This window comes from Bradyrhizobium sp. AUGA SZCCT0182, assembly GCF_018130185.1.
In the GTDB taxonomy this organism is placed as follows: Bacteria; Pseudomonadota; Alphaproteobacteria; order Rhizobiales; family Xanthobacteraceae; genus Bradyrhizobium.
Map to the genome: position 1 here is coordinate 40,698 of NZ_JAFCLY010000052.1, position 23,636 is coordinate 64,333.

Consider the following 23,636-nt stretch of genomic DNA (forward strand, 5'->3'; position numbering starts at 1 on the left):
TTGCTGTAGCGCGGATGACACACAGCGCGCCATAAAGATCGAATCAGTGCCAGGCCCGGTCGGAACTTTAACGGCGCGGGCGACAATCTAAAATCTAAGCGGTTATCCGCTCACTGTCGCCACGTCTTCCTGTTGGAAAAGCCGATGGCATCCTTCGCCCGCGCCATCGCCGGGTGTTCTGGGTTCTTCATCTTGATCCAGTCTACCCACCGCCGTTATTACCGCACGGGTTCATAGATCTTCCCTTAGGCCCTTAAAGAAGGGGTGCCTTACCTTACCCTCCGCGGACTTCGCCCGATACTCGATCTCGGCGAGCAGTTCCGGTTCTACCCAAATCCCCCGGTGCGCTATCCGTCTCGCGTACGGTTGGGTTTTTCGGATCAAGGCGTCAATCGTTTGCGGAGTTCCGAAACTGACGTCCTGTCGAAGCCATGATCGACTTTTCCGGCGTAGACCAAGTCGTTACCCTTGCGGCGGCCAAGGTAGATCCCGTCCCAATCCTTGCCGTCGAGCGCAAACCCGGCGATCGTCAGCGTCTCGCGCTGGGCGCAGGCCTTCTTGACCCAGTTGTTGCCCCGGCGTGACGCATAGACGCTGTCGCGCACCTTTGAGACCACGCCTTCCATCCCGACTTTGCAGGCGTGCTTGTAGATCTCGCGGCCGTCGGCCTCGAAGCTTTCGCTGAACTGGATGTCGGTCGCGGCGATCAGCTTTTTAAGGTGAGTTTTGCGCTCCATCAGCGGCAGCTTTCGCAGGTCGTAACCGTTGAGATAGACCAGGTCGAAGGCGACCAGCACGATGCGGGTCGATTTGCCCTTCAGTTCGTTCTGCAGAACGGAAAAATCCGTGGTGCCGTCGGCGGCCGGCACCACGACCTCCCCGTCGATGATCGCGGATCCGGCGCTGATGTGCCAGGCGTCGTCGGCGATCTTCCTGAAGCGGTTGGTCCAGTCATTGCCGCGGCGGGTGTAGACTTTAATCGCTTCGTTGGCGAGGTGAACCTGAACGCGATAGCCGTCGAACTTGATCTCGTGAATCCATCGCTCGCCGTTGGGCACGACGCCAATCGAGGTTGCAAGCGCGGGCTCGATGAATCCGGGGAACGGCGCCTTGACGCCGGTCGCCGCCGGTTTCTTCCGCTGAAAGGCCACAACGCAACTCCGCTACGGAACCGGGATTCAAGCGAAACGCTGCTGATTCGTTCCCCACACTGGAACGGGATGCCGGCTAAGCGATTAAATTAGCAGGAGGAACCATGAGCAAAGAAACCCCGAAAGACGACCCTCGCCAACGCACCGATCAAGGCTCGCACGCACAGACGGACAAGCCATGGAAGGGCAACCCGGAGAAAGAGCAGCGCAACGACGGAGCCAAGATCGACCTTGAGAAATGGCAAAAGTCCGGAACACATTAGGAGCTGACAAAAATGGGATTGGCGTCTTACGAAATCGTTGGCGACGCGGGGGAGTGGCGAGTGAGCCATGACGGCAAGGCAGAGAATGTCTATCAAACCAAGGAATCGGCATTCGAGGCCGCGGTTGCCGCAGCTTCATTGGCGCTCCGGCAGGGTCATGAGGTGATCGTCAAAGCTCCCGGCCACGGGACGGCTACGGGTGCGGCAAACCCGGGGTGAAGCTCGCAACGCTCCGAGCGTGCTAGCGCGTCAGGGTGACGAAGTGGTCGCCCGTGAAGAAACGCTTTGGAACGTAAACGGCGGCTAATGCCGGTCAGCCATGGGTCGGTGGACCAGCGTTCAGAGAATCCCTGAGGGCTTGAGCGGCCGAGAATGCCAGCTTCACAAGCTCCTCGCCCTTAAGCTTGGCTGGTCGCTTTAATAGTCGGTCCCACACCATCCAATTTGTGCCGCTGCCGTCTTGCCTAACAAGGAAGCGGGGTAGTGAGGATTCAACCATGACAGCCTTCCGTGGCAAGGCGCGGCCCACCGGCGTCATCCGGCCGCCCAATCAATCGCCACAGGAAGAATTGGTTCCTAGCCGAATAGGTCCGCACCGGCCGGCGTGAACTTTACGAAAGTGCCGCTTTCGTGCAGCAACAGCCATCCGCGCGCGATAGCTAGATCAAGGCCGGCCTTGTATTCGGCCGGGCTGGCGCGCTCCTGGTACAGCATCGGCGCGTTTATCTTCTCGATGTAAATCTTTCCGTCTACCGGCTCGGTCGCGTTGGCGATCTCCAGCAGCTTGCGCGCGGCGGCTTCCGGATCGGAGTAGGGTCGATCAGCGCTGAACTTCATGCGTGCTGCGAATCCCTATGTGCATCCTGAACGTGACGATCGGTTACCGCCATATCGATCGCGGCGCCACAGAAACAGCGTGCCTGTCCACTGGTCGATTGCGTCGGCAACGGTAGGCCGGCTTCCTGCATCATGTATTTCCATGCGGTCCATGCTCGCTGGCGACGATGTTCGATAAAGTCGGCCTCGGTGCATCGCGGGAGATAGTCTTTCCACGCTTTTTCGAAGCCAGCCCGTGCCTCATCGAAGGTTGCAACGTAGCCCGAGCGAGACCGTCCGCGGTGTGACACCGGATAGAAGCCGCAATCCCAGCGCCATTGCCTGGCGTGCGTCGGCAAGCCCGATTGGACCCCGAGCCGACTTGAACGTCACCGTAGTAGACGTGCCAAGTGTCGGAGCGTTAGGGGTGAGGGCGGCGGGTGAGGGCGGGCATCCGCTATTGAAGCCCGGCGCAGCACCTAACGGCAAATTATCAATCCGTCGGGGCCTGGATGTCGTTGACCTACAGCTTGTCGTGGGTGGGGGTCAGCCGCCAAAAGCGGTACGTATAGCAAGTGTGATCATCCAGGCTAACAAGCCGGCTATCGTCGCGATCATGATGTCATTTTCCCGAAAGGGGCCCACGATCATGCCCTCATGCGCGGCAAGACAAGGTTCAGTTTCTTCGCCTTGGCTTGGACGCCCATAAAAGATCTGCCAAGCTGTTTGCCGATGCTGCGGGCGTCCTTTCCGGCCTGAGCCATTGACCGCAGCGCGGCCAGCTCGGCTTCCGTCCAGCGGCGCGTTTTGTATGGCGCCCGCTGCGTTATCATTTGCCCTTACCTGCCATCGAAATCAGGATGGCCAGTTGATGGGCGAGTGCTGCATTCGCCGCTTGATCATTTCTTGACGTAGCTTATCCGCCCGTTCCCGGACGCTCGGGCTAGCCGTGAAATGCTCTTTATGCTTTCGATCGGCGTCGGCTTGTTCGCGTATGCTCTCGTAATAACGTGCGATGCTAGCGTCAGACATTCTCTCGAAACTCATAATCAAGAACCTGCTTTAAGTGGGCGGCCGCCGATCGTCACGGGTAAGCGGCTGGGCAGTAGAGTTTACCACTTTCTCCCGATGTGTGAAATGCCACACAGGGTAACAGCCGACGTGATTATCTTAGCGGCAGGGGCGGCAATTTTGATCGTGCTGGCCTAGGGCTTGGCAATCGCGCCCACTTTTCCGGTTAGGCGAGTAGCTTTGCATCGGGCGCTTCACTGCAGAGACTTCGGGTCCCACTGAAAGATAACCTCGCAAACTGGGCCCTTAGCGGTTCGCACTATTATCGACAAATGTGCGATTGTCCGCTCTAAGCGCAGATCGTCGCGCGCAATTTCAGCTAACGTTCGGGAAGCCTCTTGTCGAGCCGACCCTACATCAAGAAGGAGTTCACCCTCTTCATCGACCGTTACATCATCATCTATGACGATGTCGAAGTAGTAGCGGATCATCGCGCACTCTCCGGTTCGGCGGGAGCGCTATCGGGTCGCTTGCAATCTTACACAGCTAAAACGCGCAATGAACTAATTAAGCGCGCCGGTCCTGGCCGGTCTGTTCACTTGTGAACCCTTCGAGTTTGATTCCTTTACCCTTTTCAGCGTTCGTTGGCCCAGAGGGAGCAGCGCAGCCATCAGGAAGTTAATTGCCGACGCGGTCGATCGGACCGGGGGGCGCGCTGGCCCGCTATGAGCTGCTGCTACGCGGGTGCCGTTTGCTTGATCGCGACCCCCGGGGTGATGCCAAAGAAACGGCCCCAGCGCGGGAAGCGCGCCGGGGCCGGAAAGATGTCACGAAACGCGATTGGGGGCTGGTGGCTATAGTTGCAGGGTTAGGGGCTGTATCTGTTTATTGGATGGCCTTCGCCGACGTATTAGCCGCGGAAGGTGCACGCCAACGCGGGGCCGCCAACCCAGTGGGGGTTTTCTCCCGGTTGGAGGCTGAGGGGCATACCGGGAGCACAGAATCGATTCCTCCGGCGCCTGATTGTTCCTAGCTCCAGAAAAAGCCCCGCCTGGTGAGGGCGGGGCTAAGTCAAAGGGTCATCCTTGCGTGTGGCCCGGGGATAGGGCCATCCGGAATTGTATCAGCCTGAACGGCTCAGTCTATCGCATTAGAGGCCAGCGAGCTGATCGTAATTCAGCTTCGTTAGCCGACAGCGGAAATCACAAATGAACTCCGGCGGCGTGATCCCGCCGCGCCAGCAGCCTTGCAAGGTTAGCCTTCCTCATGGTGAGCGGTAGTTTCCGGATATCGTCACCGTCCGTCACCAGCATGTCGAAGGCGTAGAACTGCACCTCGTCATTGTGATTGCGACTGTGCAGCCCGTCAAAGTCGGAGATGCCATCCACGCCAAGCAGGACCGCTTCGCCGTCGATCACGAATGAGGTGTTCGGGATCCGGAGCGCAGCCTCTGTAATCAGCGGGTAACGGTCGCTCCAGTCGAATCCGTTCCGTGTGAACAGACGTACGCGCTTGCCCTCGCGAGGAACGATCAGCGGGTAGTTGCTTGACCTCATGGATCCAGCTTATGGAGGTCGGGACCTTGGTGGCGCGGGGCGGGATGCAGGGTTCGAACGTGGCGCTACGCATCGGCCTTCAGTGAGTCTTGGCTGGATCTCGCCCTGGCCCGTACAATCCACAGACGACCTCTAATCGCAGAGGCTGAGCGTCTCATGGCCACCGCTATCGACAGATACGATCTCCCGCTGTTTCGTAATTCAAGCAGCCGGCGATCGTCTTGCTCTGTCCAAGGCCTGTTCCTACTTCCAACCATCGCAAGTTTCGCGGCGTCACGGTGATAGAGCTATTGGCACCTTACAGAGATCGTTTCCTTCATCGTCCACTACGACAAGGCAACGAGGCGTTTCGCCGACCTCAGCGGCCATCGCACCCGCAATTTGGTGCGCTTTGGCGATTGCATCCTCGTTATCTCTACAATGGAGGCCACGCGGGTCTGGAATCCGATGTCCATTCGCTAATTCAAAATGATAGTGCGGCATTGATGGGAAATGCTGATGCCACGGTATGGTTCCCCCGGGGCGAATGCGCTTGTCTGTGCCGATGTCGCGCAGGCGTACCCAAAAAGATACGCCGCCGGGCTCGAAATACGGTGTCCCGGCGGCGCCCTGTCTCAAACTGGGCATCTAATCCCCAGCCTGCTATTCACCAGCAATCGATGTGCCAACAACTCGCCGGACGCGTGATCGACATCTGCCGCCTGTGTGCCGATTGTGCGCGCGTCAGAATTGTCACCCATTTGGGTGAAGGCGCATTTTTCCGCCAGCCTGGCCGGAACTAGAGTACATTTTAGGACTTAGGTGATTCACCTTTGGCGGGGTGAGCAATGAACTACTTTAGTAGCGATAAACTATCAGGACCGGAGACGCGCGACGAGCGCATGTGCAGGTGTGGCGCGCAGCCCAAAGTGGTCCGCAAGATGATGGACTCGACTCGTGGCTTGACGGTACGAATGTTTGAATGTCAGTGCGGCGAACGCAGCTGGACCGAACATAAAGACTAAACTATTCCGATGAAGCTCCTTACGGAATATCTCGATCGGGCCGTGGCTCTAGAGCGCCTAGCAGCGGGTGAACAAGATTCGATCTTCAAAACGCAGTTGTTAGAGCAAGCGACGGCCTATCGAAAGCTAGCAGCCAAACAGGCTAAGGATTTTGGCTTGCCAGCGCCTAGTCCGCCAACCTCGCCCACATGGTGAAGGCCCCTTCAGTTTGATGGCGGCAACTAAGGCGCATCGTCGACCCACATGAAATATTTGGGATGAGGCGTGCTCGATATCAGGTGTTTCTCACCTTCGTAGTTCCCCGTGGAAAATTTTTATCCCATCGACCTCGCAGTCGGACAAGATTTGAAAGCGCACGGTAACTTTGGTGTCGGTCATCTATCTTGGTCTCCTGGTCTGGCTCTGCTTCGATCTTCAGGGACCCTCGAGCGGTTAAGATGCTTATCTCGACTTGGCCCGAACTTCACAGCGAGGCTTTTTCTCAATCGTTGGAACCGATCGGGCGACGGCTGAATCGATTCTACGCGCCCGGTAGACTCCTCCTCAAGCCCCCAGGCGGGAGAAAACCCCACTGGTTGGCGGCCTTTCGTGCAGCGTGGCGTTCTCCGCGCCGGGGGCGTTTGCCAACTGAGTTTTTCAGAATTCAAATTCGCGATGGCGAACGCCGCGTTTTTGATGCGCAAATTATCTCTGGCTCGACCTCTTGCGAGCCGGCGACTGGGAGTTGACGCTTCTCGCCTGGCCGGAGCCTGTTCCGTTTGAGTAACTGGCGTTCATCAAATAGTCAGCGGCGCGGTCGGGTCCAACTTCAATGCTTCGAATTAGTCAGACGCCTTCGATAAAGGCGTTGCAGTCGCGCATAAATGGCTTGCGGTGTCCGGTGAAGGTCTGCCGCGATCTCGGCCGCTTCTTTCCCTTTATCCATGAAGGTGCGCATTACGACATCTTCCTGGGCTGTCCAATGTCTTCTAGTCGAAAGTGATTTCGACCGATCTAAAGATTTGAGCCGAAACTCAACGGCCGAAACGCTGCGCCGTAGCTCCGCAGCAATCTCAGAGATAAAAACCCTGTCGCGGGCCATTTCGCGAAGGCGCTCATCTTCTTGCATCGTCCAATGTCGAAAGGCGGTCTGGGTCATTGGTGACGGAAACCTATATTTTGACTGGCGTAATTTTCGCGGCTAAGCCCTTTGGCGTCATACGGTATACGGCGTCGTTGCCGTCGCCGTTGCGTTCGATCCAACCTTTTCCAAGCAGCTTCGATATCAATTTTGGACTGCCAGGCAAACTGGTCGCGCGCTGCCATGCCCCGTCGCGCAAATACTGTAGAAATTGTCGTTCACGATGTGTGATTGAAGAGTGCTCATCGAGCGCAGGCTCGAACTCGACGCCAATCCGGTTCTGCTTGATCCAGACGATCCTGCAACTCCGGACGATCCGATCTCGCTCCGTCATCAGGTGGAAGCTAGTCGGAATATGCGAGGCGTCGGGAACATCCAGCGCCGCACCGTCCTCGGACATATTCGCAATCCGACAACGTGTGCTCGATCCCGAAGACGAAATGTAGGCAATCTCGTCAACGACGGTCCGCTGCGATTTTCTGCGCTCGTCGGTCATCGATTATCGGTCAGCAGAACGATACGCCGACGCGGGTTCCTTTTCGCCAGATAACGGTGCAGGAATAGCTTTTCTTTTTTCGAACAACGATCAACGTGAACTGATTTGGAACCAAACCCTGAGAGACTGCGTCCAACGCAGCACCCGCGTCCGAAAGGTTGCGGATGACGCAGGGAACGGAAAAGTCACCGAACCTAATCAGACCGGTATCAAGAACTTTGTGGCGCGCCGTCTTGCGCGCTTCCTCATTCACTGTCGCGATAGCCGCCATTGGCGCACCTTCGAACCTGTTGATCGATAACGGTCAACCCAATCAAGTAAAGCGTCCGTAAATGGGCGTAGGGATTTGCCGAACTATCTTAAATCTTAGCTAACAGTCGGCAGGCCACTCATTGGTCTAGGGCGCATTGCTTCTACATCACCGATAGCCAAATGATGGAAATACACGCCGATCAATATCCACATGGTCCTGCAGGTATTTCTACTCGCTAATCTTCCAGCACGCCAACCCTGCGGAAATGCGCAGCTGAAAGACGCATCGATGGCAAGACCTATCCACCTAGGACGTTGCCCCAGCCGTCGAAAACAAAGTCGCGCCAAGCAACAGCCCCGTCGGGCTGGATGATCGCGTTCTCACGGTAGTCCGTTGCTTGCTCACCGGTCCAAGTTTCAATTTGGTTGATGACCCGATCATGGAGTACCGCGGGTTGGGAAGGGTCAAAGGTAGCCATCGGCCTCATTTCCGGCGGTACGTTCGACATTTCCTTTTCGTGTTTTCGGAGGATGGCGAGGCGGCCGGTCACGGCCGACCCACTGCGCCGAAGCGCCGCAGCTATGGAAAGGGTGGAGCGTCCGGCCGCGCGCAGTTCGAGCAGCCGTCGGTCGTCTGAGCGGTCCAAGGCCTGTTCCTGTTTTCCACGATAGCGTGACCTCACTTGAATTCAATGTTGAAACCTTCCGCCCGCATATTCAACAGCGCAGTTCTATCACCCGCGGTCATTGAGGCCGGCGGGGTGATGATAAAGCGTCTTCCTCGATTTCGTATGATTGAAACCCGCAGTGCTTGCAGGTCGTTGAATTCGCGCCTCATGATCAGTGAGTTGGTTGCGCGCTGTTCGATGTGCAGCTCGAGTACCCAATTCGATCCGCTCACAACAAGCCTCCGTACCTAATCCGCCGTCGGCAATCGTCGCATCGTAAATTGAATTTGCCCGTCGGGAAGCTGGCGCCATCGCTCGACGATCGTCATGTAGCCGCCGGACGGATATTCGCGAAGAAACTCGCGCGCTTTAGCGCGCGCGTCTTCGACGGGGAGGGTGAAGGTTCGGCGAAGGAAGCCGTCGGGATCCAGCCGGCGGAGATCCTGCAGCTCTCGCGACCGAGTGGCGACGTCGCGCGGTTTCATACGTCCTCCCTCAGCCCTTTGAAGAACGGGTGGCGGACCTTGCCTTCGGCAGACTTGGCGCGGTATTCGATTTCCGCCATCAGCTGTGGTTCGACCCAGATGCCCTTATGGGCGATCCTTTTGGCGTAAGGCTGGGTCTTCCGGATCAGCGGCGTGAGCGCCTGTCGCAGGCGCGCTGCCGATGCCTTATCGAAACCGTGATCGACTTTGCCGGCGTATACCAGGTCATTGCCTTTGCGGCGGCCGAGATAGATGCCGTCCCAATCGTTGCCATCGAGCGCGAAGCCGGCGATAGTCAGCGTCTCGCGCTGAGCGCATGTTTTTTTCACCCAATCGTTGCCACGACCGGAATTGTATTTGCTATCCCGCACCTTTGAGACGACGCCTTCAAGGCCGATAGAGCAGGCGTGCTTGAACACTTCTGCGCCCTCGGCCTCAAGACTTTCGGAAAACTGGATTGCGCTTCTCGCGATTAGTTTTTTTAGGTGTGATTTTCGCTCGACGAGCGGCAGTTTCCGTAGATCGTAGCCATTGAGATAAAGCAGGTCGAAAGCGACCATCACAATCCTGGTCGACTTGCCCTTGAGCTCGTTTTGCGGAACCGAAAAGTCCGTCGTTCCATCTGCAGCCGGAACGACCACCTCACCATCGATGATCGCGGAAGAAGCGCTGATCAGAAAGGCATCATGCGCGATCTTGGCGAAGCGCTTTGTCCAGTCATGACCGTTGCGAGTGAAAACCTTCGCGGCTTCATTGGCTATATGCAGCTGGACCCGATAACCGTCGAACTTGATCTCGTGAAGCCATCGTTCTCCCGCCGGTACCTTCTCGATCGATGTAGCCAGCGTCGGTTCAATGAAACCTGGGTTCTGCGCCTTGATGCCTATCGCCGCCGGTTTCTTCCGCTGGAAGGCCACAGGTCACACCAGGCGTATCGGCAGCGGCAGCTGCACGTCGCGGTAGCGTTCGAAGCGGTCGGTGAAGCCTTGCAGGAAAAACGGGATGTCGCGGTCCTGCAGATCGCAGCGCCGGCGCAGCTCATGGGCGACGTCCTCTGAAACGTCCTCCGACCAGCGCTCGGCGGTGTTGAAGGCGACGACGCGGATCGGGTTGCTGTATTGCCCGGTTAGCAGGTCCTGGATGACCGTCTCGAGGTCGGTGGTTTCCCAGTCGGTCTCGCGCCAGGCGCGGCCGATTTTGCCGAAATCATCCGCCACCAGATAGACCGTCTCATCGTTGCCATCGGGCACGATCGACGGCGTCCAATTGGACTTACGCATAAAGCAACTCCACGCAACAGAACCGGGATTCAAGCTCAAGCGGGATGATTCGTTCCGGCGGCCGTGTCGGTCAAGGGGATCCCGAACGCAACCGGCCCCACAGGCCAACAAGGAAGTAGGCCAAGAGAACCAAGAAAGCCCATCGCAGCCCCAGATATTGCGCATCAGGGCGCGCCAGGGTGGAGAAGGTGCGCTCGGCTGGGAACACGCTTTCCGCGTGGCGGCCCGACCATCGCTTGACCTGTCACCGCCCTGCGCAGCGAACACGCCAAAGTCGTTCGACAGCGGGATGCACGGCGGCTGGAAATTCGAAGGTCCGCTACCAGCTACGTGCCTATAATGGCCGTTTCGGTTTTTTTCGGAAGGGGTCGGCGGCTTCATCGTGGCCGCTACGGCTGCTGTAGAACATCAGGGCCATGAGGCCGCACCCGATCACGATGGAAAAGACTGTTCCGAGGCCCATGGCGATCCAACCATGTTTTAGCAAAATCAGGCACTGAGGGGCGGCTCCTGGCAAAGTGCTTGACCGCTTAGGGGGCCGGGAACTCGCTTCTCTTTGCGCCGTTATGCTCGGTGTCTTGGAAAGTCTTTTGCCATGGTTCGTCTGCGGTCGATTATCCTCTTGGGTGTGCTCTGCATCCTTTCGGATCAAGCATCCGCCGGTGCGCTGAAGCCGCATGAAAGTTCGGTCTCCGACTTCAGCTCGCGTCAGCGGTGCGTGTGCACCACCTCGCGCCTCTCTACCCGGGGTGTTCGCTATCGACACTATCGTATCAGAAGTGCGTACTTGATCGGTTATGATCCGCTGCCATACCGCTTCGGCTCGACATTCGTATGGGAGCGGCCGTATCGGTATTATCGGCAGTAGCCCGAGAGAAGCCCGCGGACGAGAGAATAGCTATTGGCCGCCTCCACGGGGCGTCTTGGATAAAATCGCTTCTTGCGCCTTGTGAGCCGGCAAGGCCGCTTCCGCTTCGGTAAATCTGGTCGCGTTACGCTTACGGGCCTCCCTCACCGAAGGGAACGGCGCGCCCAGCATTCGGGCTCGCGTGCGAATGGAGGCTAGCGAACAGCGAAAGATGGATGCCGCGCGCGCGGCGGAAACACCGCTAGCTACCAACGACTTCAACCGCTCGCCATCTTGAACAGTCCACCTGGTCATAGTTAGGTGTCGCGATGATACCAGTTACCTGCAGCGGGCGTAAAAGCGGCCCCAGCGAGGCGTGCGCTGAGGCCGTTAAGTACGCTGTCTAAATTCCATTAGACGGGTTTCCAACTCGGAGCAGTTGCCACTTGTTCCCGACTAATCGTGCCGGAGAACTGCCAAATTTCAAATCAGGGCGACCGATCCAGATCGGGAAAAAGCGGAACGTTCTTTTCGGCGTAACGTTGGGGATGGTCCGCACTCAAGCGGATTGGAGATTCAACGATGAATAAGCTTTTAACAATTGCGGCTGCCGCGTCGCTTTTGGCCACCGCTGCGATTGCTCAGACGACCGTGACCACAACCGGCACCGGCCACGCAGCAATTCAGATCGAGCCGCAATATCGTACCAAGATCAAGACCTACGTGACCGAGAAGAAGGTTCGGCCCATTACGACGCAAGAACGACTCGTCGTGGGCGCCACGCTTCCGACCAGCGTGGAGCTGGAAGCAGTCCCCGCGGATTGGGGGCCGTCGGTCAGTAAATACCGGTATGTCTACTCTAACGATCGGGTGATGCTGGTTGATCCGGGCACCCGCACTATCGTCCACGAAATCGACTAACGATGTGCTCAAATGATGCGGCTATCCATGCCGCATCATTTCTACATAAAGCAAAAGCCCGCAGCCGATTTGGCCGCGGGCTTATTTCTTAACAGGTAGCGCTAGTGGACAGCGCGAACCAAATAGTAGCCAACTCCACCTACAACAATCACCGCGGGAACAGCCCATAACAAAAGCACTGGCATTGTTATCTCCTCAGCTTTTCCGGCCCACGGCGAACTAACGAACGTGATTGCCACTTGTTCCCGCCTGGCCGGGGCGGTTTCTTTGGAACGCCGGCTCACTCAGAGAGTCGGTTCAAGGCTCCCGGTCTCCAAGTCCCCCCACTACCTACCGGGAGAAAACCCCAATTGGGTTGGCGGCCTTGGCGCAGCCTATCTTTCTCGCGCCGGGGCCGTTTGTTTGAATTACTTCCGCGGCCTGCCACGCTTGGCGAATGAAATGCCTTGAGCGTCAGCCGCCTTCCGCAAAAGGCCCGCCTTTTTCAAAGCTTCCGTCTTTGCCGACCCGTTCGGCATGGCCCGCGCGACTTCCAAAGCTTCATCCGCCTCTTACCCATAAGGCCAACGGCGGCATTTAACTGTTGAGGTGTCGGAAGGTCGCTATCCTGCGCGTGCCTAACCACAGCTCTACATCGTGACCATCGACGAGTAGCTTTGCACGCTCTCTGGCGGCGCCTTCGGTTTCACAGCCCAGTTCAACACGCTGCTTAATGTGACCTTCGCGATCCAGCACATAGGCGCGGTATTCTGGCATCATTCGGTGCATCCCGGCGGGTAAGCACAACACGTTTAGAGCCGGTCTAAACTGGTGTCTAGGTCGATAACTCGCCCATCCCCAAGGAACCTGGGAAGGGTTAGGCACTACGAAATCAAGAGGACGCGCGAGCTTTCCGCGGCGCAGAAAGCAGCCGAAAAGGCCCATTAACAAAAAGTGCCCGGCTCGATGGCCGGGCAGAAAAAGTCGATGAGGGCGCGATGGCCGGTCAAACCACCTCGTTAAGTATCATCCTAGATTAATAATGCCCGCAGGCTAAATTCCCGTCCCGCTGCGCGTCAATTAACAAAAAATTACAGCTAGCCATGAATCGGGAATAAGTGGCAATTATAGGTAATCCGAATTAGTTCAGAAGATTAGCCGAGCTTTGGGTAACGTCTGGGCTCCGTTGGCAAACCGCCGTTGCCGACGGTTGCAATGGGCGGTCCCAGTGCACGCCAGTCCGCTGGGACCGCCTGGACCCTTACCCTTTTGGGTTGGCCCGAAGGCTTGCATGCCGGGAAAGCATCGCGGGAAATGGCTGCAATCCGCTACTGCACTGCACGAAGTAAATAGTAGCTGACGCCACCGAGCACGAGGGCGGTAGGGATGGCCCAAAGGATGAATACGGGCATCGCTTCGTACTCCTAAATGCTTCCGGCTCGCCAGACGGAGCTTGCGAGAACGGCGAAAAACTGGGGAAGTGGTAGAGCAGCCGGGTTATAGCGAGCTGGCGATAGTCTTGGCTGGTACTTTGAGATTGACGAGCTGCTTAGTTGATTTGAACTCAATGAAAAGGTGCGAGGCGACCAGCAGAACGGCAGCAAATGCCACGACCAAACCAGCGGTCGCTAATTCTTCAACTTGATTCATTTTACCACCCCTCTTTGTTAGTGTGCAAACGCCCAACAAAAGGCGGAGTTCCGCAAGAGGCGGGAAAAAGTGGCAATACGCGGCGGGCCGCTAAGACGGCCGTCGCGCTTGCGCAGCGGAAAAATCATTTCCGGAACGCTGTTAGGACCGGACCCGGCCATTTCAGGGATCGGATTGAATGCTTAACGACGCGGACGGACATGGCGCAGCCGGTGACGGCGCGCGCGGAGCGGTTGAAGATGCGGATGCGGTCTTTTCCAAGCTCAAGCGGTGGGTAAAGACCGATCGCAACAGCAAGGGGCAAGTCAACTGGCGCCGCGAGGCCCGCGAAGATTCGACTTTGAGGCCGGCGAACAGCTCAACGGCGGCGCTCCCTGTCGCGCTCTTCAGCGTCGGGTTTCACGGCATACGCTAGTTCGACCACCACAACGCCGAAAATGGTCAACCTTCGGATCGCCCTCCGGCGAACGCCATGATGGGTGCGCCCCGCGGGGTGTCGTTGTTTACGTTGCTGCCGAGCCTCTCAGGCGCTGTCGTGCGTTTACGGTTACATCGGCCTTTGCGCAGACAGCGACCGAGTTTTACGTGGTGAGGGATGCGAGCACCAAGAAGTGCACCATCGTCGACAAGAAGCCCACCACCACTACAACGACTGTCGTTGACAACGGCGTGTTCAAGTTCAGAACCGAAGCCGAAACTAGCATGAATACCATGAAGGTTTGTACTACGGACTGATACAAATAGTCGACAATACGCAGAGCCTCGATGGCCCAAGCTCCCCGCTTTGTCCCCCATCGATTCATCTGCATGACCCTGCCGAGGCTCCCCTCGGCAGGGTTTTCTCTTGCACGGAGTCAGCCTGAGATCGGGCAGGACCGTTGAATCAATACTCAACGTAGCGAGGACGGCTAAAAACCAAAGCTTCGCATACTCCGAAAGGGTCGGACCTCGGAAGAAATCGCCATCTTGCCGTGGTTAAAAGCAGCGAACCTTGCGAGATATTTAATATGTTTAGCTATTGGTATGGGCTGGCGCGCCGCCAGCCGTAGTGCCGTAGGGTGCTTGCTTCATCAAGACACGCTCCGCGTGCAGCGAGCAGTGTCCTCCGCCCTGTCGGCAACGTCCGCAGCTATCATTTCGTAATTGCGGGAAAAATATGCAACTTTCCGACACAATTCGAGTTGTTTTCCAACGTCGTTTTGATGGAGCTCGAGATGGGAGATGAAGTCCGCAAGGCTGCACATGCAGCTTGGACCGTCTACTTGGCTAGACACCGTGACGTTGACGCCCAGGACGGCCGGCGATGCATGCTTGAGCGCCATTTGCAAGGAAGGTCGGAGGCGAGGCACACCAACGCCGAAGAGTTGACGTGCTCTGGCCTCGCTTACCTCGAACGCTTTCCAAAGGATGAATGGTGAACCAACTTCAAAAAATGCTCAGAGGCATGACGGAAGAAACCGCAAGACCAACTTGGACGCTGCTCGCCATTTCACAGCTTCTTTCAGCGGCTATCTTGATAGGGCTCCGATCAGTTTTTGGTACTTAGGTCGATTTGGATGCGTATTGCGCAACTGGCACCTTTGGCAGAGAGCGTCCCTCCGAAGCTATACGGTGGTACGGAGAGGGTCGTTGCTTGGCTGGTAGATGAGCTCGTTGATCAAGGTCACGAGGTGACCCTCTTCGCAAGCGGCGATTCCAGGACCCGCGGAGAGCTTCACCCGGTTTGGCCACGAGCGCTGCGCCTCGGTGGCAAGAATGTGGATCCCAATTCAGCCTGCGCTGTACTGCTGGAAGCGGTTGCGAAACGAGCAGCCGACTTCGACGTGATCCACTCTCACATCGACTGGCTTGCCCTTCCATTGCTTGGCCGGCTGGGGGTGCCATTTCTCACGACCATGCACGGCCGGCTGGACCTTCCTGGACTGCCCGATGTCATCCGCGAGTTCCCTGACGCGGGCTTAATCTCGATCTCCGATCATCAACGACTGCCGCTTCCGGGAGCGAACTGGCTTGGTACGATCCAGCACGGGCTTCCTGTTAACCTGCTTCGAGCGTCATTCGAACAGGGATCCTATCTGGCATTTCTCGGGCGCTTGACGTCCGAGAAGGGGCCGGAAGACGCGATCCGCATCGCCCGCGCCGCCGGAAAGCCGTTACGCATCGCCGCCAAGATACCGCGCGCGGAGACGGTCTACTTCAAAAAGCGCATCGAACCTCACATCGATGGCAAAAACGTGCAACTCGTCGGAGAAGTTGACGAAGCCAGAAAGCAGCCATTTCTAGCCGATGCGACTGCCTTGTTGTTTCCGATCGATTGGCCGGAGCCTTTCGGCCTGGTCATGATTGAGGCGATGGCGTGCGGGACGCCCGTGATCGCCTATCGCTCAGGCTCCGTGCCTGAAGTTGTCGAAAATGGGGTGACGGGCTTTATCGTCGAGAGTGAGGAAGAGGCCGTCGCGGCGGTGAGCAAAATTGGGCTATTGGATAGAAAGGTGATCCGCCAGCGCTTTGAGGATCGGTTCTCCTCGCGCCGCATGGCAAGTGAATACGAGCGGCAGTTCCAGAAGCTGATCTCGGGAGCATCGCGCAAACGCCCGAGCGTTCTAGGAGTACGCCTGTGCCCATCATGATAGCCAAGCTCATGTCGATCGGCCTCGTTATCGCGGCTTGACTAGTTCCGCGCGAGGCGCCGAGATGACCGCGCCGGCAATCAATGCGGCCGAGCCATCGAAGAAAACCCTTTCCACCGCGAAGCCCACCCCGGCGGGCGTTAGGTTGCAAGTCCTGCTCGACCGGGCCCATTTCTCGCCCGGCGAGATCGACGGCAAGTTCGGAGAGAACGCCAAGAAGGCGTTGCGGGCCTACGCGGAAGCTAGGCAGCTGCCAAACGCCGAAAGCGCGGTGGATGACACCTGGAAGTCACTGCGGGCGGACGATCGGCCCGTGACTGCCAACTACACCATCACCGAAAAGGACGTCGCTGGCCCGTTCCTGCCCAAGCTCCCGGCTAGGCTGGAAGATATGAAGGACATTCCACTACTCAACTATACCAGTCCGCGCGAGGGGCTCGCGCAGAAGTTTCACACGAGCGAGCAGCTGCTCGTGGTGCTAGGCGTTATCGCAAGATCGCACTCGGTATTCCTCTGAGGCCAGTGCCGTTAGGATACCAGCCGCGAGGGAATAGTCGTTCCCGTTAGATATGGGCGGAGCAAAGTTGAGTGATACCTACATTCTGTTGCTGATCGGCTTTGGGGCTTTAGTGCTTCTGACCGCCTGGCTGCCGATGGTTCTGAGTGAAGCGCCTCTCTCGCTACCAATAGCTTGCGTTGGAATCGGTGCCGCTGTTTTTGCCTCTCCGTTATCTGGCTACGTTCCGCGACCTGATGTCACACTGCCGGCCGTCGAACGGCTTACGGAACTGGTGATCTTGATCTCTTTGATGGGAGCGGCTCTCAAGATCGATCGTAAGATCGGATGGCGGTCATGGATGATGACATGGCGCCTTCTGGCGATAGCTATGCCTGTTACAATTCTTGCACTCTCGTGGCTCGGCTACATGATGCTCGGCTTAGGCGCCGCAACAGCTTTGCTCCTCGGTGCTGCCCTTGCTCCCACCGATCCAGTTCTAGCCAGCGATGTGCAAGTCGGACCTCCGAAATCGGGGGAGGAAGATGACACGCGATTCGCGCTTACATCCGAAGCCGGCTTGAATGACGGACTGGCATTCCCCTTCGTAATGTGCGCCATCGCTTTGGCGCACGCCGGACGCATCCGCGAACCGTGGTTGCTCCAGTGGATCGGCATCGAAGTGGTTTGGCGTCTTGCCATCGGGGTTGGGATCGGAGTGCTGCTGGGCTATGCTTTGGGGTGGCTGGTTTTTCGAATGCCGAACCGAGCCAAACTTTCACGGACCGGAGACGGATTTGTTGCGCTTGGAATAACGGTTGCCGTTTACGGCATTGCCGAAGCACTGCACGGCTACGGCTTCGTTTCAGTGTTCGTTGCGGGTTTGGCTCTAAGGGCCGCAGAGCGCAATCATAAATATCACCAAACGCTTCATGACTTTTCCGAGCAGCTCGAGCGTCTTTTGATGATGCTCTTGCTGGTTGGTTTCGGGGGAGCCATCTCGAGTGGCGGACTTCTCAACGCGCTTACGTGGAGTTCGGTTGGCTACGCCATGCTCGCAATTTTTCTCGTGCGTCCATTAGCTGGCTGGTTGTGTTTGGCAGGAACGGCTTGTCCGCCGACCGAACGTGCTGTCATCAGCTTCTTCGGCATCCGAGGATTAGGAACTATCTACTATCTGGCATACGCTCTCCAAAAGGAGAATTTTGACAAGGTCGATGTGGTCTGGAGTACAGCGGCATTCATAATACTTATCTCGATTGTATTGCATGGCGTGACCGTGACGCCGGTGATGCGCCTGATCGATCGACGCCAACGGCGCGGTATCGCCGCGATGGAATCGAAGAAGCTTGCTAAACGACAGCGCGAGCGGAGCAGTGATTAGATTACATTTTTTGTGGAACCGATTTAAACGTTCGCCTTACTCCCCTTACGCTTCCCAACCAGCGCTTTGATGAAAAGCACGCTACTAAGCCCGGAAAAATGTCACACGCGCCTGACCCTCTGAAGGTCAAGGCCGTGCGGTGAGCAGACATACGCGACCACATCGTTCACCTCGTCGGGACGAAACCGCTGAACAGGCAGCCCGAGCGGGGAGAGCCTTTCGACGCGGCTCGGTTGCATCCCTGCTGAGCTTGTCTTTTTACCTGTTCGATCACGGTCGCCGGGTTTTCCCGTCGCCGATCATCGTCAAGCCAACAACACGCTTTGTGTTTCATTCACGTCCTGTCAATTCGGATTGGTAGTCCCAGCAGATAGACTGGAACTAAGCTCTCATAGTTCTGTTGTCGTCCCGCAACTCTGGAGGACGATTCAATGAACGGCATAATCTATATCGTGGGGCTGATCGTCGTTATCGGAGTTATTCTGTCTTTCTTTGGGCTCCGATAATCGGGCACGCGGCTTTCGACCGCTCGGATAGCCTCGAGGTGAAGATGTCGAATTTCGTGGCTTTAATCGTGGAGGATGATGCCTTCCATCGAGAGTTGCTCGCCGATCTTTTTAGGGACCATGGGCTTGAAGTAGTCGAATGCAGCACTGCCGAAGCCGCTGAACTGGTTTTAGCATCGACAGGTACCGAACTCATTGCGTTAGTGACAGACGTGAAACTCGCTGGTGATATGTCCGGCGTTCAACTGGCCGAATATGCCAAACGCAAATTTCCTCGCCTCAACGTAGTGCTGATTTCCGGGAATGATCCGCCCTACATTCCGCTCGGTACACGGTTCTTATTGAAGCCATATCCCACCCAGGATTTATTAGAGGCGGCACTCAGCTGATCCAACGCGAGCGCCGGCTCACGAACATCCCGCCAGCGAGCCTGGACGGCTCTACCGTAGTATTACGGAACATCATTCAACGACTGTTCATGATGAACCGACTAACAGCGCTAACGGGAGGCGCAGTCGGTTTAGGATGGGCATCGATGGCAACCTCACCGGACCATTTCGATCCACTCGCCATTGTCGTAGATTGGCTTGATACCTGCCGGCTCGGCGACGTCGAAGCCTTGCTCGACCTGTACGACGAGAGAGCGACGTTGGAGTGCGCGTGTGAGGGCGTGATGCATGTAGGCCGTCCGTCGATCGCGGCTTACTGGGCGCCCAAACTTGAAGGGACATCGGCAAAGGCTTTCTCGATCGACGACCTTGCGCTGACGGGAGAAGGCGCTTGCCTTGACTACCGAAGTTATGAGGGCAAGCCAGTGCGGATGCTTTTCAGGTTCACACCCTCGGGAAAGATATTACACACCGAGTGTGGCCCATTCAGTAGACGTTGCGCCGCCTGAACGTCAATCAGTGTTGACGTTCAGACCCCGGCACAGGGGCAGGCAGCGCGATTGCCGGGATCGAACGCGTCGATACCCCCGCGCAAACGACGCCCACGCGGCATTGAACACCGTGGCCTAGTTTAAAAACGTGAGACTGCTGACGCGGCTCAGCCTCTGGCTTGCGAGCGGTCGTCCGATTGGCGGAGTCGTTCGATTAGCGTTTTGAAGTGCACGGGCAACTCTCGCTCCACTGTGAATGAAGCCCGCAGTCTCTCGCCAATTTCTCGAACGATCTCGCGGCAGGAGTCAATATCAATGGAATTTTGCATAGCGGTATTCTCCAAACCTGCGCAAAAATTCCAACATCCCAATTTTCGACACCTAGGGCGGCCCGCGCAAGAAGGCGATCATCAGCCCCATTGCGACCACGCTGTATAAGCCCGTCACTGTGATGCCGAGACGCATACTGCTCATGATGCCCTTGGAAGGGAGCTTGATCGGTCTGCTGGGCATTGCACGTCCTCATGCCGTTTGCCCTACCCGAACAGATCACGTCGAAACTGGAAAATCGTTCCGCCCGAGGTGTATAAATTGAACAAGAGTTCCATTGGCTCCCCGCATCCGACCGAGAACCGGCGCAAGCGTTCGCACGTCGAAACGCACTCCGAGGACAGGGACCAGACCCGACACCACCCGTACCCTTGCACCGAGCCATCAGGCGAACAGTTAAGCGCTAGTTAGGCGCCCGCCGGCGTGAACTTTCTCGATATGTATGTGAGCTGACGCACGGTGCTCGATCGCGATTGGTCAGACAACGCGGTTTCCCGTGGATGGAGGGTTCAGCCATGACCGAATCTGCCAAGCGACGCATAACAGTTGATGTGATAATCCTAGGGGTGGGAGCGGCAATCTTGATCGTTTCCGCCTTTGTGGGCGTGCTATAACTGAAGGGGCGGCTTTTCGCGTTCTCAGGAGAACAGTTCGGCCCCGGCCGGGGTGAACTTCACGAAGGTTCCGGACTCGTGCAGCAAAAGCCAACCGCGCGATATCGCTAGATCAAGCCCGGCTTTGTATTCGGCCGGGGTGGCGCGCTCCTGGTACAGCATCGGCGCATTTATGTAGATCTTTCCGTCCACCGGCTCGATCGTGTTGGCGATATCCAGCAGCTTGCGCGCGGCCTTTTCAGGATCGGAATAGGGGCGGTCAGTGCTGAACTTCATGCGTGCTGCGAATCCATATGCGCTTCGTGAACGTGACGGTCGGTTACCGCTATATGGATCGCGGCGCCACAGAAACAGCGCGCCCGTCCACTACTCGATGGGGTCGGCAGCGGCAGGCCAGCGACATGCATGTCGTATTTCCAAGTCGTCCAGGCCAGGCGCGCTCGCGCCGGTACTCGTCGAAGTCGGCTTCCGTGCATCGCGGGAGGTGGTGCTGTCCTAATTAGGACACTCACACTTCCGAATTAGGACACAGGATGGGCCATATCGAATGGTGAGTTTCTGGGCATCGTGCCCCGCCTTGGAAGGGGGGCGATATGGAATGGGACCCCAGCCAAGCCCCGGCTGGGGCCTTTTCGTTTGGGCATCCGCAGGGGAATTAGGACTTCCTCAAATGAAAGAGGCCGCCAACTGAGAGGGCCTGATATCGGAACAATGCTGTCTACAGGAGCTTGGCAATCTGGAGGTTGCAATGCCCCGCTACTTTTTTGACGTTAAGAACGGCCACCGGCTTTTTGATGCATCAGGCTTTGTTTGCGACGACGATACCGATGCAATCATCAGGGCGACGGTGCTCGCCATAGGTGTTTCTCTCGACAAGCCCGAAGACGATCCTGAGCGCCGCATCGCTATTATCAACGATGCGGGGCGCGAGATTGGCACCGTGCCAGTATATTCCAAGCCCTCATACGAAAACCCGGCCAGATAGGCACCGCGCGGCAGCCTAAATCTTGGACCCGAGTTCGCCCTTCAACCACCGTTGGGTATCGGGGTTTTCTAAGGGGTCTGGTTGACCACAATCAATGCATTGCATCTTGCGGCCACCCATGCCCTTGACGAGCATAAGCCTCATTGGCTTGTGGCACCCCGGACAGACCGCCGGGGATGGTTGAACCTGGGACATGATGGGACGCCTTTATCAAGGCGGGAGCGCAATGCTCTCAGTCACCGGTAGAAGCCAAAGGCGGGGCGATGATCGCCGATCGTGGCATGTCCGGCAGCCGACATACTGGTCAAAACAGCTCACATCGCGAAATCGTTAACAATCAAATTAGGCCACGGCGATTTCAAAACCGGCCACTAAGGGTCGAAACAGGCCACTCGTATTAGGAACGTAACCAGCGCGGTTCTGTTGAACGTTGTTCCTCCTTCCAAAGGAACGCCTGATGGCCGACGACAACACAAGAAATCCAAATGTGAAACAGCCCGGCGAAAACCCTGAAGGTAAGTTCCATTACAACCCCGGCAACATGGCCGGGAAAAAGCCCGGCGATCCGGAAGAGACTGCCGAGAATCGTGGCGAGCTTCCGCAAAAGACAGAGAAGCAGACGAGTCCCCGAAGCGGCCCTAGTGTTCCCCTGAGGCTGGGCCGTTTCTTTGGTGGTTGAGCATTTGTAAGCACGCTACTGTCGGTGCATGGGAATTCAGCCGCCAAAAGCGGTACGTATAGCAAGTGTGATCATCCAAGCTAACAAGCCGGCTATCGTCGCGATCATGATGTCATTTTCCCGAAAGGGGCCCACGATCATGCCCTCATGCGCGGCAAGACAAGGTTCAGTTTCTTCGCCTTGGCTTGGACGCCCATAAAAGATCTGCGAAGCTCTTTGCCGATGCTGCGGGCGTCCTTTCCGGCCTGAGCCATTGACCGCAGTGCGGCCAGCTCGGCTTCCGTCCAGCGGCGCGTTTTGTATGGCGCCCGCTGCGTTATCATTTGCCCTTACCTGACATTAATCGAAATCAGGATGGCCAGTTGATGGGCGAGTACTGCATTCGCCGCTTGATCATTTCTTGACGTAGCTTATCCGCCCGTTCCCGGACGCTCGGGCTAGCCGTGAAATGATCTTTATGCTTTCGATCGGCGTCGGCTTGTTCGCGTATGCTTTCGTAATAACGTGCGATGCTAGCGTCAGAAATTCTCTCGAAACTCATAATCAAGAACCTGATTTAAGTGGCGGCCGCCGACCTCACGGGTGAGCGGCTGGCAGTAAAGTTTACCACTTTTTCCCGAGCAGGATATGCGACATCGACTCCGCCCTGCACGATATTGAGCAGATGGTTGAGGGGGCCCTCCGTTCGTCGGTGAACATGCTTCGCGCGCATGGGTGACGACCCTTTGACTGACTTAGCCCCGCCGGGTGAAGGCGGGGCTTTTTCCTTGCATTGGGAACGATCCGGCGCCGAAGGAATCGACTCTGCGCTCCCGGTATGCCCCTAAAACCTCCAACCGGGAGAAAACCCCACTGGGTTGGCGGCCGCAGCGTTGCGCATTGCGCTGGGGCCGTTTGCGCGATCGGCGGGTTTTTTCGTCGAGCTGCATCCTCAAATAGAACATTAAATCATTCTACTTAGATGATGATTTTACAACAAATTTAGAAATCAAACGTTGGATGATGTGCCCCAACCGCCGTGCGGCCGAGTGGCCGGGCCCCACTATTTCACCTACCCCAGATGGTGGTGCGCTCGGCTGCTTCGCGGTGCTAGTGACAACACCGTCGCTCATGAAAGCGAAGTCCTTTCAGACACTCATCAACGTAGGCCGCTTCGCATCGGCCCAGGGCGCGTGACTGGTTCAACCTGGCTCCAGTCCAAATAATCGTAATAGCCCGACCATCGGTGAACCTCGGCCCCGCAATTCCTGCATTGAAAAATTCTCAATTGGCTGGGCGAGCGCCGCTCTTGCGTGGCGCGGTAAATCCCACTGCATTTGGGGCAAGCAAAGATTACCGTGGTTTTAGTACCGAGCGGCATGTGTTCAATATGAACTCGGAACGCGCCGATTCCTAGGCAGGCTGCCAAGCGAGGCATAGTCCCCCAGTCGGCAGTTCTACTGATGAAGAATCGGGAAGAACCGGCAGGAATGCCTTGCGTTTTTCGAAACGCTAACCCCACTTGCCCCCGGAAATGGCGGGCTTTTCCTTAATTCACGTCGTCGTGATCTTCAGGCCAAGATGTCCGGAATTCGGGATGAAGCGGCACATCGATTGGCTCGGTATCGCGGGATATGGCTCGCTGGTCCTAGCC

At 57.0% G+C, this 23,636-nt stretch carries 27 protein-coding genes and 2 pseudogenes; 12 read left to right on the forward strand and 17 right to left on the reverse strand.

What is annotated here, in order from left to right:
• Positions 1–231: 231 nt before the first annotated feature.
• Together JQ611_RS43170 and JQ611_RS35650 are read right to left on the reverse strand one after the other, a co-directional pair.
• A pseudogene (locus tag JQ611_RS43170) lies at positions 232–396 on the reverse strand (DNA ligase); the annotation flags it as partial.
• A complete protein-coding gene (locus tag JQ611_RS35650; RefSeq protein ID WP_409411321.1) occupies positions 381–1,151 on the reverse strand; it encodes an RNA ligase family protein in 771 nt (256 codons plus the stop codon). The pseudogene JQ611_RS43170 and the gene JQ611_RS35650, both read right to left, overlap by 16 nt.
• A 104-nt stretch (positions 1,152–1,255) precedes the next feature.
• Here JQ611_RS35650 and JQ611_RS35655 point away from each other — a divergent pair, with 104 nt between their 5' ends.
• Entirely contained in the window at positions 1,256–1,414 is a 159-nt protein-coding gene (locus JQ611_RS35655) for a hypothetical protein (protein ID WP_212039284.1), read from the forward strand.
• A 12-nt stretch (positions 1,415–1,426) separates the two neighbouring features.
• Positions 1,427–1,633 (forward strand): DUF2188 domain-containing protein, encoded by a 207-nt coding sequence (locus tag JQ611_RS35660; RefSeq protein ID WP_212039285.1) that lies wholly within the window; start codon positions 1,427–1,429, stop codon positions 1,631–1,633.
• Between the two features lie 357 nt (positions 1,634–1,990).
• Here JQ611_RS35660 and JQ611_RS35665 read toward each other — a convergent pair whose 3' ends face one another.
• The 12 genes from JQ611_RS35665 to JQ611_RS35715 form a co-directional block, all read right to left on the reverse strand.
• On the reverse strand, positions 1,991–2,251 hold the full coding sequence (locus JQ611_RS35665) for a hypothetical protein (protein ID WP_212468087.1): 261 nt from the start codon (positions 2,249–2,251) through the stop codon (positions 1,991–1,993).
• A gap of 1,244 nt (positions 2,252–3,495) precedes the next feature.
• Positions 3,496–3,732 (reverse strand): DUF6894 family protein, encoded by a 237-nt coding sequence (locus JQ611_RS35670; RefSeq protein ID WP_212468088.1) that lies wholly within the window; start codon positions 3,730–3,732, stop codon positions 3,496–3,498.
• 711 nt (positions 3,733–4,443) lie between these two features.
• Positions 4,444–4,797, reverse strand: a complete 354-nt coding sequence (locus JQ611_RS35675) for a hypothetical protein (protein WP_249133709.1) — start codon at positions 4,795–4,797, stop codon at positions 4,444–4,446.
• A gap of 273 nt (positions 4,798–5,070) precedes the next feature.
• Positions 5,071–5,424 carry a DUF6894 family protein gene (locus JQ611_RS43175; protein ID WP_409411322.1) on the reverse strand — a complete coding sequence of 118 codons (354 nt, stop codon included), beginning with the start codon at positions 5,422–5,424 and terminating at the stop codon, positions 5,071–5,073.
• A gap of 1,185 nt (positions 5,425–6,609) precedes the next feature.
• Positions 6,610–6,939 carry a hypothetical protein gene (locus JQ611_RS35680; RefSeq protein WP_212468089.1) on the reverse strand — a complete coding sequence of 110 codons (330 nt, stop codon included), beginning with the start codon at positions 6,937–6,939 and terminating at the stop codon, positions 6,610–6,612.
• A 13-nt stretch (positions 6,940–6,952) separates the two neighbouring features.
• Complete coding sequence (locus tag JQ611_RS35685) at positions 6,953–7,417, reverse strand: PilZ domain-containing protein (RefSeq protein WP_212468090.1); 465 nt, start codon at positions 7,415–7,417, stop codon at positions 6,953–6,955.
• A 10-nt stretch (positions 7,418–7,427) separates the two neighbouring features.
• Positions 7,428–7,688, reverse strand: coding sequence for a PilZ domain-containing protein (locus JQ611_RS35690; RefSeq protein ID WP_212468091.1), 261 nt, complete (start codon positions 7,686–7,688; stop codon positions 7,428–7,430).
• A gap of 280 nt (positions 7,689–7,968) precedes the next feature.
• Positions 7,969–8,316: a hypothetical protein gene (locus JQ611_RS42165; protein WP_249133710.1), complete on the reverse strand. Its 348-nt coding sequence runs from the start codon at positions 8,314–8,316 to the stop codon at positions 7,969–7,971.
• A 32-nt stretch (positions 8,317–8,348) separates the two neighbouring features.
• Positions 8,349–8,570, reverse strand: a complete 222-nt coding sequence (locus tag JQ611_RS35700) for a hypothetical protein (RefSeq protein ID WP_212468092.1) — start codon at positions 8,568–8,570, stop codon at positions 8,349–8,351.
• Between the two features lie 15 nt (positions 8,571–8,585).
• Positions 8,586–8,822, reverse strand: coding sequence for a hypothetical protein (locus tag JQ611_RS35705; RefSeq protein ID WP_212468093.1), 237 nt, complete (start codon positions 8,820–8,822; stop codon positions 8,586–8,588).
• Entirely contained in the window at positions 8,819–9,739 is a 921-nt protein-coding gene (gene ligD, locus JQ611_RS35710) for a non-homologous end-joining DNA ligase (protein ID WP_212468094.1), read from the reverse strand. Before ligD ends, JQ611_RS35705 begins: the two co-directional genes overlap by 4 nt.
• 3 nt (positions 9,740–9,742) lie before the next feature.
• Entirely contained in the window at positions 9,743–10,102 is a 360-nt protein-coding gene (locus tag JQ611_RS35715) for a hypothetical protein (RefSeq protein ID WP_212468095.1), read from the reverse strand.
• A 1,429-nt stretch (positions 10,103–11,531) separates the two neighbouring features.
• On the opposite strand from JQ611_RS35715, the gene JQ611_RS35720 reads away from it, so the two are divergent.
• Positions 11,532–11,870 (forward strand): DUF1236 domain-containing protein, encoded by a 339-nt coding sequence (locus JQ611_RS35720; protein ID WP_212468096.1) that lies wholly within the window; start codon positions 11,532–11,534, stop codon positions 11,868–11,870.
• 576 nt (positions 11,871–12,446) lie between these two features.
• Here JQ611_RS35720 and JQ611_RS35725 read toward each other — a convergent pair.
• Together JQ611_RS35725 and JQ611_RS35730 are read right to left on the reverse strand one after the other, a co-directional pair.
• Complete coding sequence (locus JQ611_RS35725) at positions 12,447–12,629, reverse strand: hypothetical protein (RefSeq protein ID WP_249133711.1); 183 nt, start codon at positions 12,627–12,629, stop codon at positions 12,447–12,449.
• A gap of 717 nt (positions 12,630–13,346) precedes the next feature.
• On the reverse strand, positions 13,347–13,499 hold the full coding sequence (locus JQ611_RS35730) for a hypothetical protein (protein WP_212468097.1): 153 nt from the start codon (positions 13,497–13,499) through the stop codon (positions 13,347–13,349).
• 178 nt (positions 13,500–13,677) lie between these two features.
• Here JQ611_RS35730 and JQ611_RS35735 point away from each other — a divergent pair, with 178 nt between their 5' ends.
• The 7 genes and pseudogenes from JQ611_RS35735 to JQ611_RS35760 all read left to right on the forward strand — a co-directional run bounded on the left by JQ611_RS35735 (position 13,678) and on the right by JQ611_RS35760 (position 19,413).
• The gene (locus tag JQ611_RS35735; RefSeq protein ID WP_212468098.1) at positions 13,678–13,914 is read left to right on the forward strand and encodes a hypothetical protein; all 237 of its coding nucleotides are present in this window, start codon (positions 13,678–13,680) and stop codon (positions 13,912–13,914) included.
• A 131-nt stretch (positions 13,915–14,045) separates the two neighbouring features.
• Positions 14,046–14,234, forward strand: a pseudogene (locus tag JQ611_RS42170) (hypothetical protein); the annotation flags it as partial.
• Positions 14,235–15,055: 821 nt separating this feature from the next.
• Positions 15,056–16,129 carry a glycosyltransferase family 4 protein gene (locus JQ611_RS35740; protein WP_212468099.1) on the forward strand — a complete coding sequence of 358 codons (1,074 nt, stop codon included), beginning with the start codon at positions 15,056–15,058 and terminating at the stop codon, positions 16,127–16,129.
• A gap of 64 nt (positions 16,130–16,193) precedes the next feature.
• The gene (locus JQ611_RS35745; protein ID WP_249133712.1) at positions 16,194–16,646 is read left to right on the forward strand and encodes a peptidoglycan-binding protein; all 453 of its coding nucleotides are present in this window, start codon (positions 16,194–16,196) and stop codon (positions 16,644–16,646) included.
• A gap of 67 nt (positions 16,647–16,713) precedes the next feature.
• Positions 16,714–18,009 (forward strand): sodium:proton antiporter, encoded by a 1,296-nt coding sequence (locus tag JQ611_RS35750; protein WP_249133713.1) that lies wholly within the window; start codon positions 16,714–16,716, stop codon positions 18,007–18,009.
• 550 nt (positions 18,010–18,559) lie between these two features.
• Positions 18,560–18,904: a response regulator gene (locus tag JQ611_RS35755; protein ID WP_212468101.1), complete on the forward strand. Its 345-nt coding sequence runs from the start codon at positions 18,560–18,562 to the stop codon at positions 18,902–18,904.
• 146 nt (positions 18,905–19,050) lie between these two features.
• Positions 19,051–19,413 carry a nuclear transport factor 2 family protein gene (locus tag JQ611_RS35760; protein WP_212468102.1) on the forward strand — a complete coding sequence of 121 codons (363 nt, stop codon included), beginning with the start codon at positions 19,051–19,053 and terminating at the stop codon, positions 19,411–19,413.
• A gap of 950 nt (positions 19,414–20,363) precedes the next feature.
• Here JQ611_RS35760 and JQ611_RS35765 read toward each other — a convergent pair.
• Entirely contained in the window at positions 20,364–20,615 is a 252-nt protein-coding gene (locus JQ611_RS35765) for a hypothetical protein (RefSeq protein ID WP_212468103.1), read from the reverse strand.
• Between the two features lie 472 nt (positions 20,616–21,087).
• Here JQ611_RS35765 and JQ611_RS35770 point away from each other — a divergent pair, with 472 nt between their 5' ends.
• Both JQ611_RS35770 and JQ611_RS35775 read left to right on the forward strand, forming a co-directional pair.
• Positions 21,088–21,324 (forward strand): DUF6894 family protein, encoded by a 237-nt coding sequence (locus JQ611_RS35770; protein ID WP_212468104.1) that lies wholly within the window; start codon positions 21,088–21,090, stop codon positions 21,322–21,324.
• 457 nt (positions 21,325–21,781) lie between these two features.
• Positions 21,782–22,003, forward strand: coding sequence for a hypothetical protein (locus JQ611_RS35775; RefSeq protein ID WP_212468105.1), 222 nt, complete (start codon positions 21,782–21,784; stop codon positions 22,001–22,003).
• Positions 22,004–23,636: the final 1,633 nt, after the last annotated feature.

Coding starts and splice junctions, on each gene's coding strand:
- JQ611_RS35765 (WP_212468103.1), bottom strand. CDS start 20,615: ATGAAGTTCAGCACTGACCGCCCCTATTCCGATCCTGAAAAGGCCGCG.
- JQ611_RS35660 (WP_212039285.1), top strand. CDS start 1,427: ATGGGATTGGCGTCTTACGAAATCGTTGGCGACGCGGGGGAGTGGCGA.
- JQ611_RS43175 (WP_409411322.1), bottom strand. CDS start 5,424: ATGCCCAGTTTGAGACAGGGCGCCGCCGGGACACCGTATTTCGAGCCC.
- JQ611_RS35655 (WP_212039284.1), top strand. CDS start 1,256: ATGAGCAAAGAAACCCCGAAAGACGACCCTCGCCAACGCACCGATCAA.
- JQ611_RS35745 (WP_249133712.1), top strand. CDS start 16,194: ATGACCGCGCCGGCAATCAATGCGGCCGAGCCATCGAAGAAAACCCTT.
- JQ611_RS35770 (WP_212468104.1), top strand. CDS start 21,088: ATGCCCCGCTACTTTTTTGACGTTAAGAACGGCCACCGGCTTTTTGAT.
- JQ611_RS35725 (WP_249133711.1), bottom strand. CDS start 12,629: ATGATGCCAGAATACCGCGCCTATGTGCTGGATCGCGAAGGTCACATT.
- JQ611_RS35755 (WP_212468101.1), top strand. CDS start 18,560: ATGTCGAATTTCGTGGCTTTAATCGTGGAGGATGATGCCTTCCATCGA.
- JQ611_RS35675 (WP_249133709.1), bottom strand. CDS start 4,797: ATGAGGTCAAGCAACTACCCGCTGATCGTTCCTCGCGAGGGCAAGCGC.
- JQ611_RS35705 (WP_212468093.1), bottom strand. CDS start 8,822: ATGAAACCGCGCGACGTCGCCACTCGGTCGCGAGAGCTGCAGGATCTC.
- JQ611_RS35685 (WP_212468090.1), bottom strand. CDS start 7,417: ATGACCGACGAGCGCAGAAAATCGCAGCGGACCGTCGTTGACGAGATT.
- JQ611_RS35760 (WP_212468102.1), top strand. CDS start 19,051: ATGGCAACCTCACCGGACCATTTCGATCCACTCGCCATTGTCGTAGAT.
- JQ611_RS35775 (WP_212468105.1), top strand. CDS start 21,782: ATGGCCGACGACAACACAAGAAATCCAAATGTGAAACAGCCCGGCGAA.
- JQ611_RS35720 (WP_212468096.1), top strand. CDS start 11,532: ATGAATAAGCTTTTAACAATTGCGGCTGCCGCGTCGCTTTTGGCCACC.
- JQ611_RS35670 (WP_212468088.1), bottom strand. CDS start 3,732: ATGATCCGCTACTACTTCGACATCGTCATAGATGATGATGTAACGGTC.
- JQ611_RS35690 (WP_212468091.1), bottom strand. CDS start 7,688: ATGGCGGCTATCGCGACAGTGAATGAGGAAGCGCGCAAGACGGCGCGC.
- JQ611_RS35730 (WP_212468097.1), bottom strand. CDS start 13,499: ATGAATCAAGTTGAAGAATTAGCGACCGCTGGTTTGGTCGTGGCATTT.
- JQ611_RS35665 (WP_212468087.1), bottom strand. CDS start 2,251: ATGAAGTTCAGCGCTGATCGACCCTACTCCGATCCGGAAGCCGCCGCG.
- JQ611_RS35715 (WP_212468095.1), bottom strand. CDS start 10,102: ATGCGTAAGTCCAATTGGACGCCGTCGATCGTGCCCGATGGCAACGAT.
- JQ611_RS35680 (WP_212468089.1), bottom strand. CDS start 6,939: ATGACCCAGACCGCCTTTCGACATTGGACGATGCAAGAAGATGAGCGC.
- JQ611_RS35735 (WP_212468098.1), top strand. CDS start 13,678: ATGCTTAACGACGCGGACGGACATGGCGCAGCCGGTGACGGCGCGCGC.
- JQ611_RS35740 (WP_212468099.1), top strand. CDS start 15,056: ATGCGTATTGCGCAACTGGCACCTTTGGCAGAGAGCGTCCCTCCGAAG.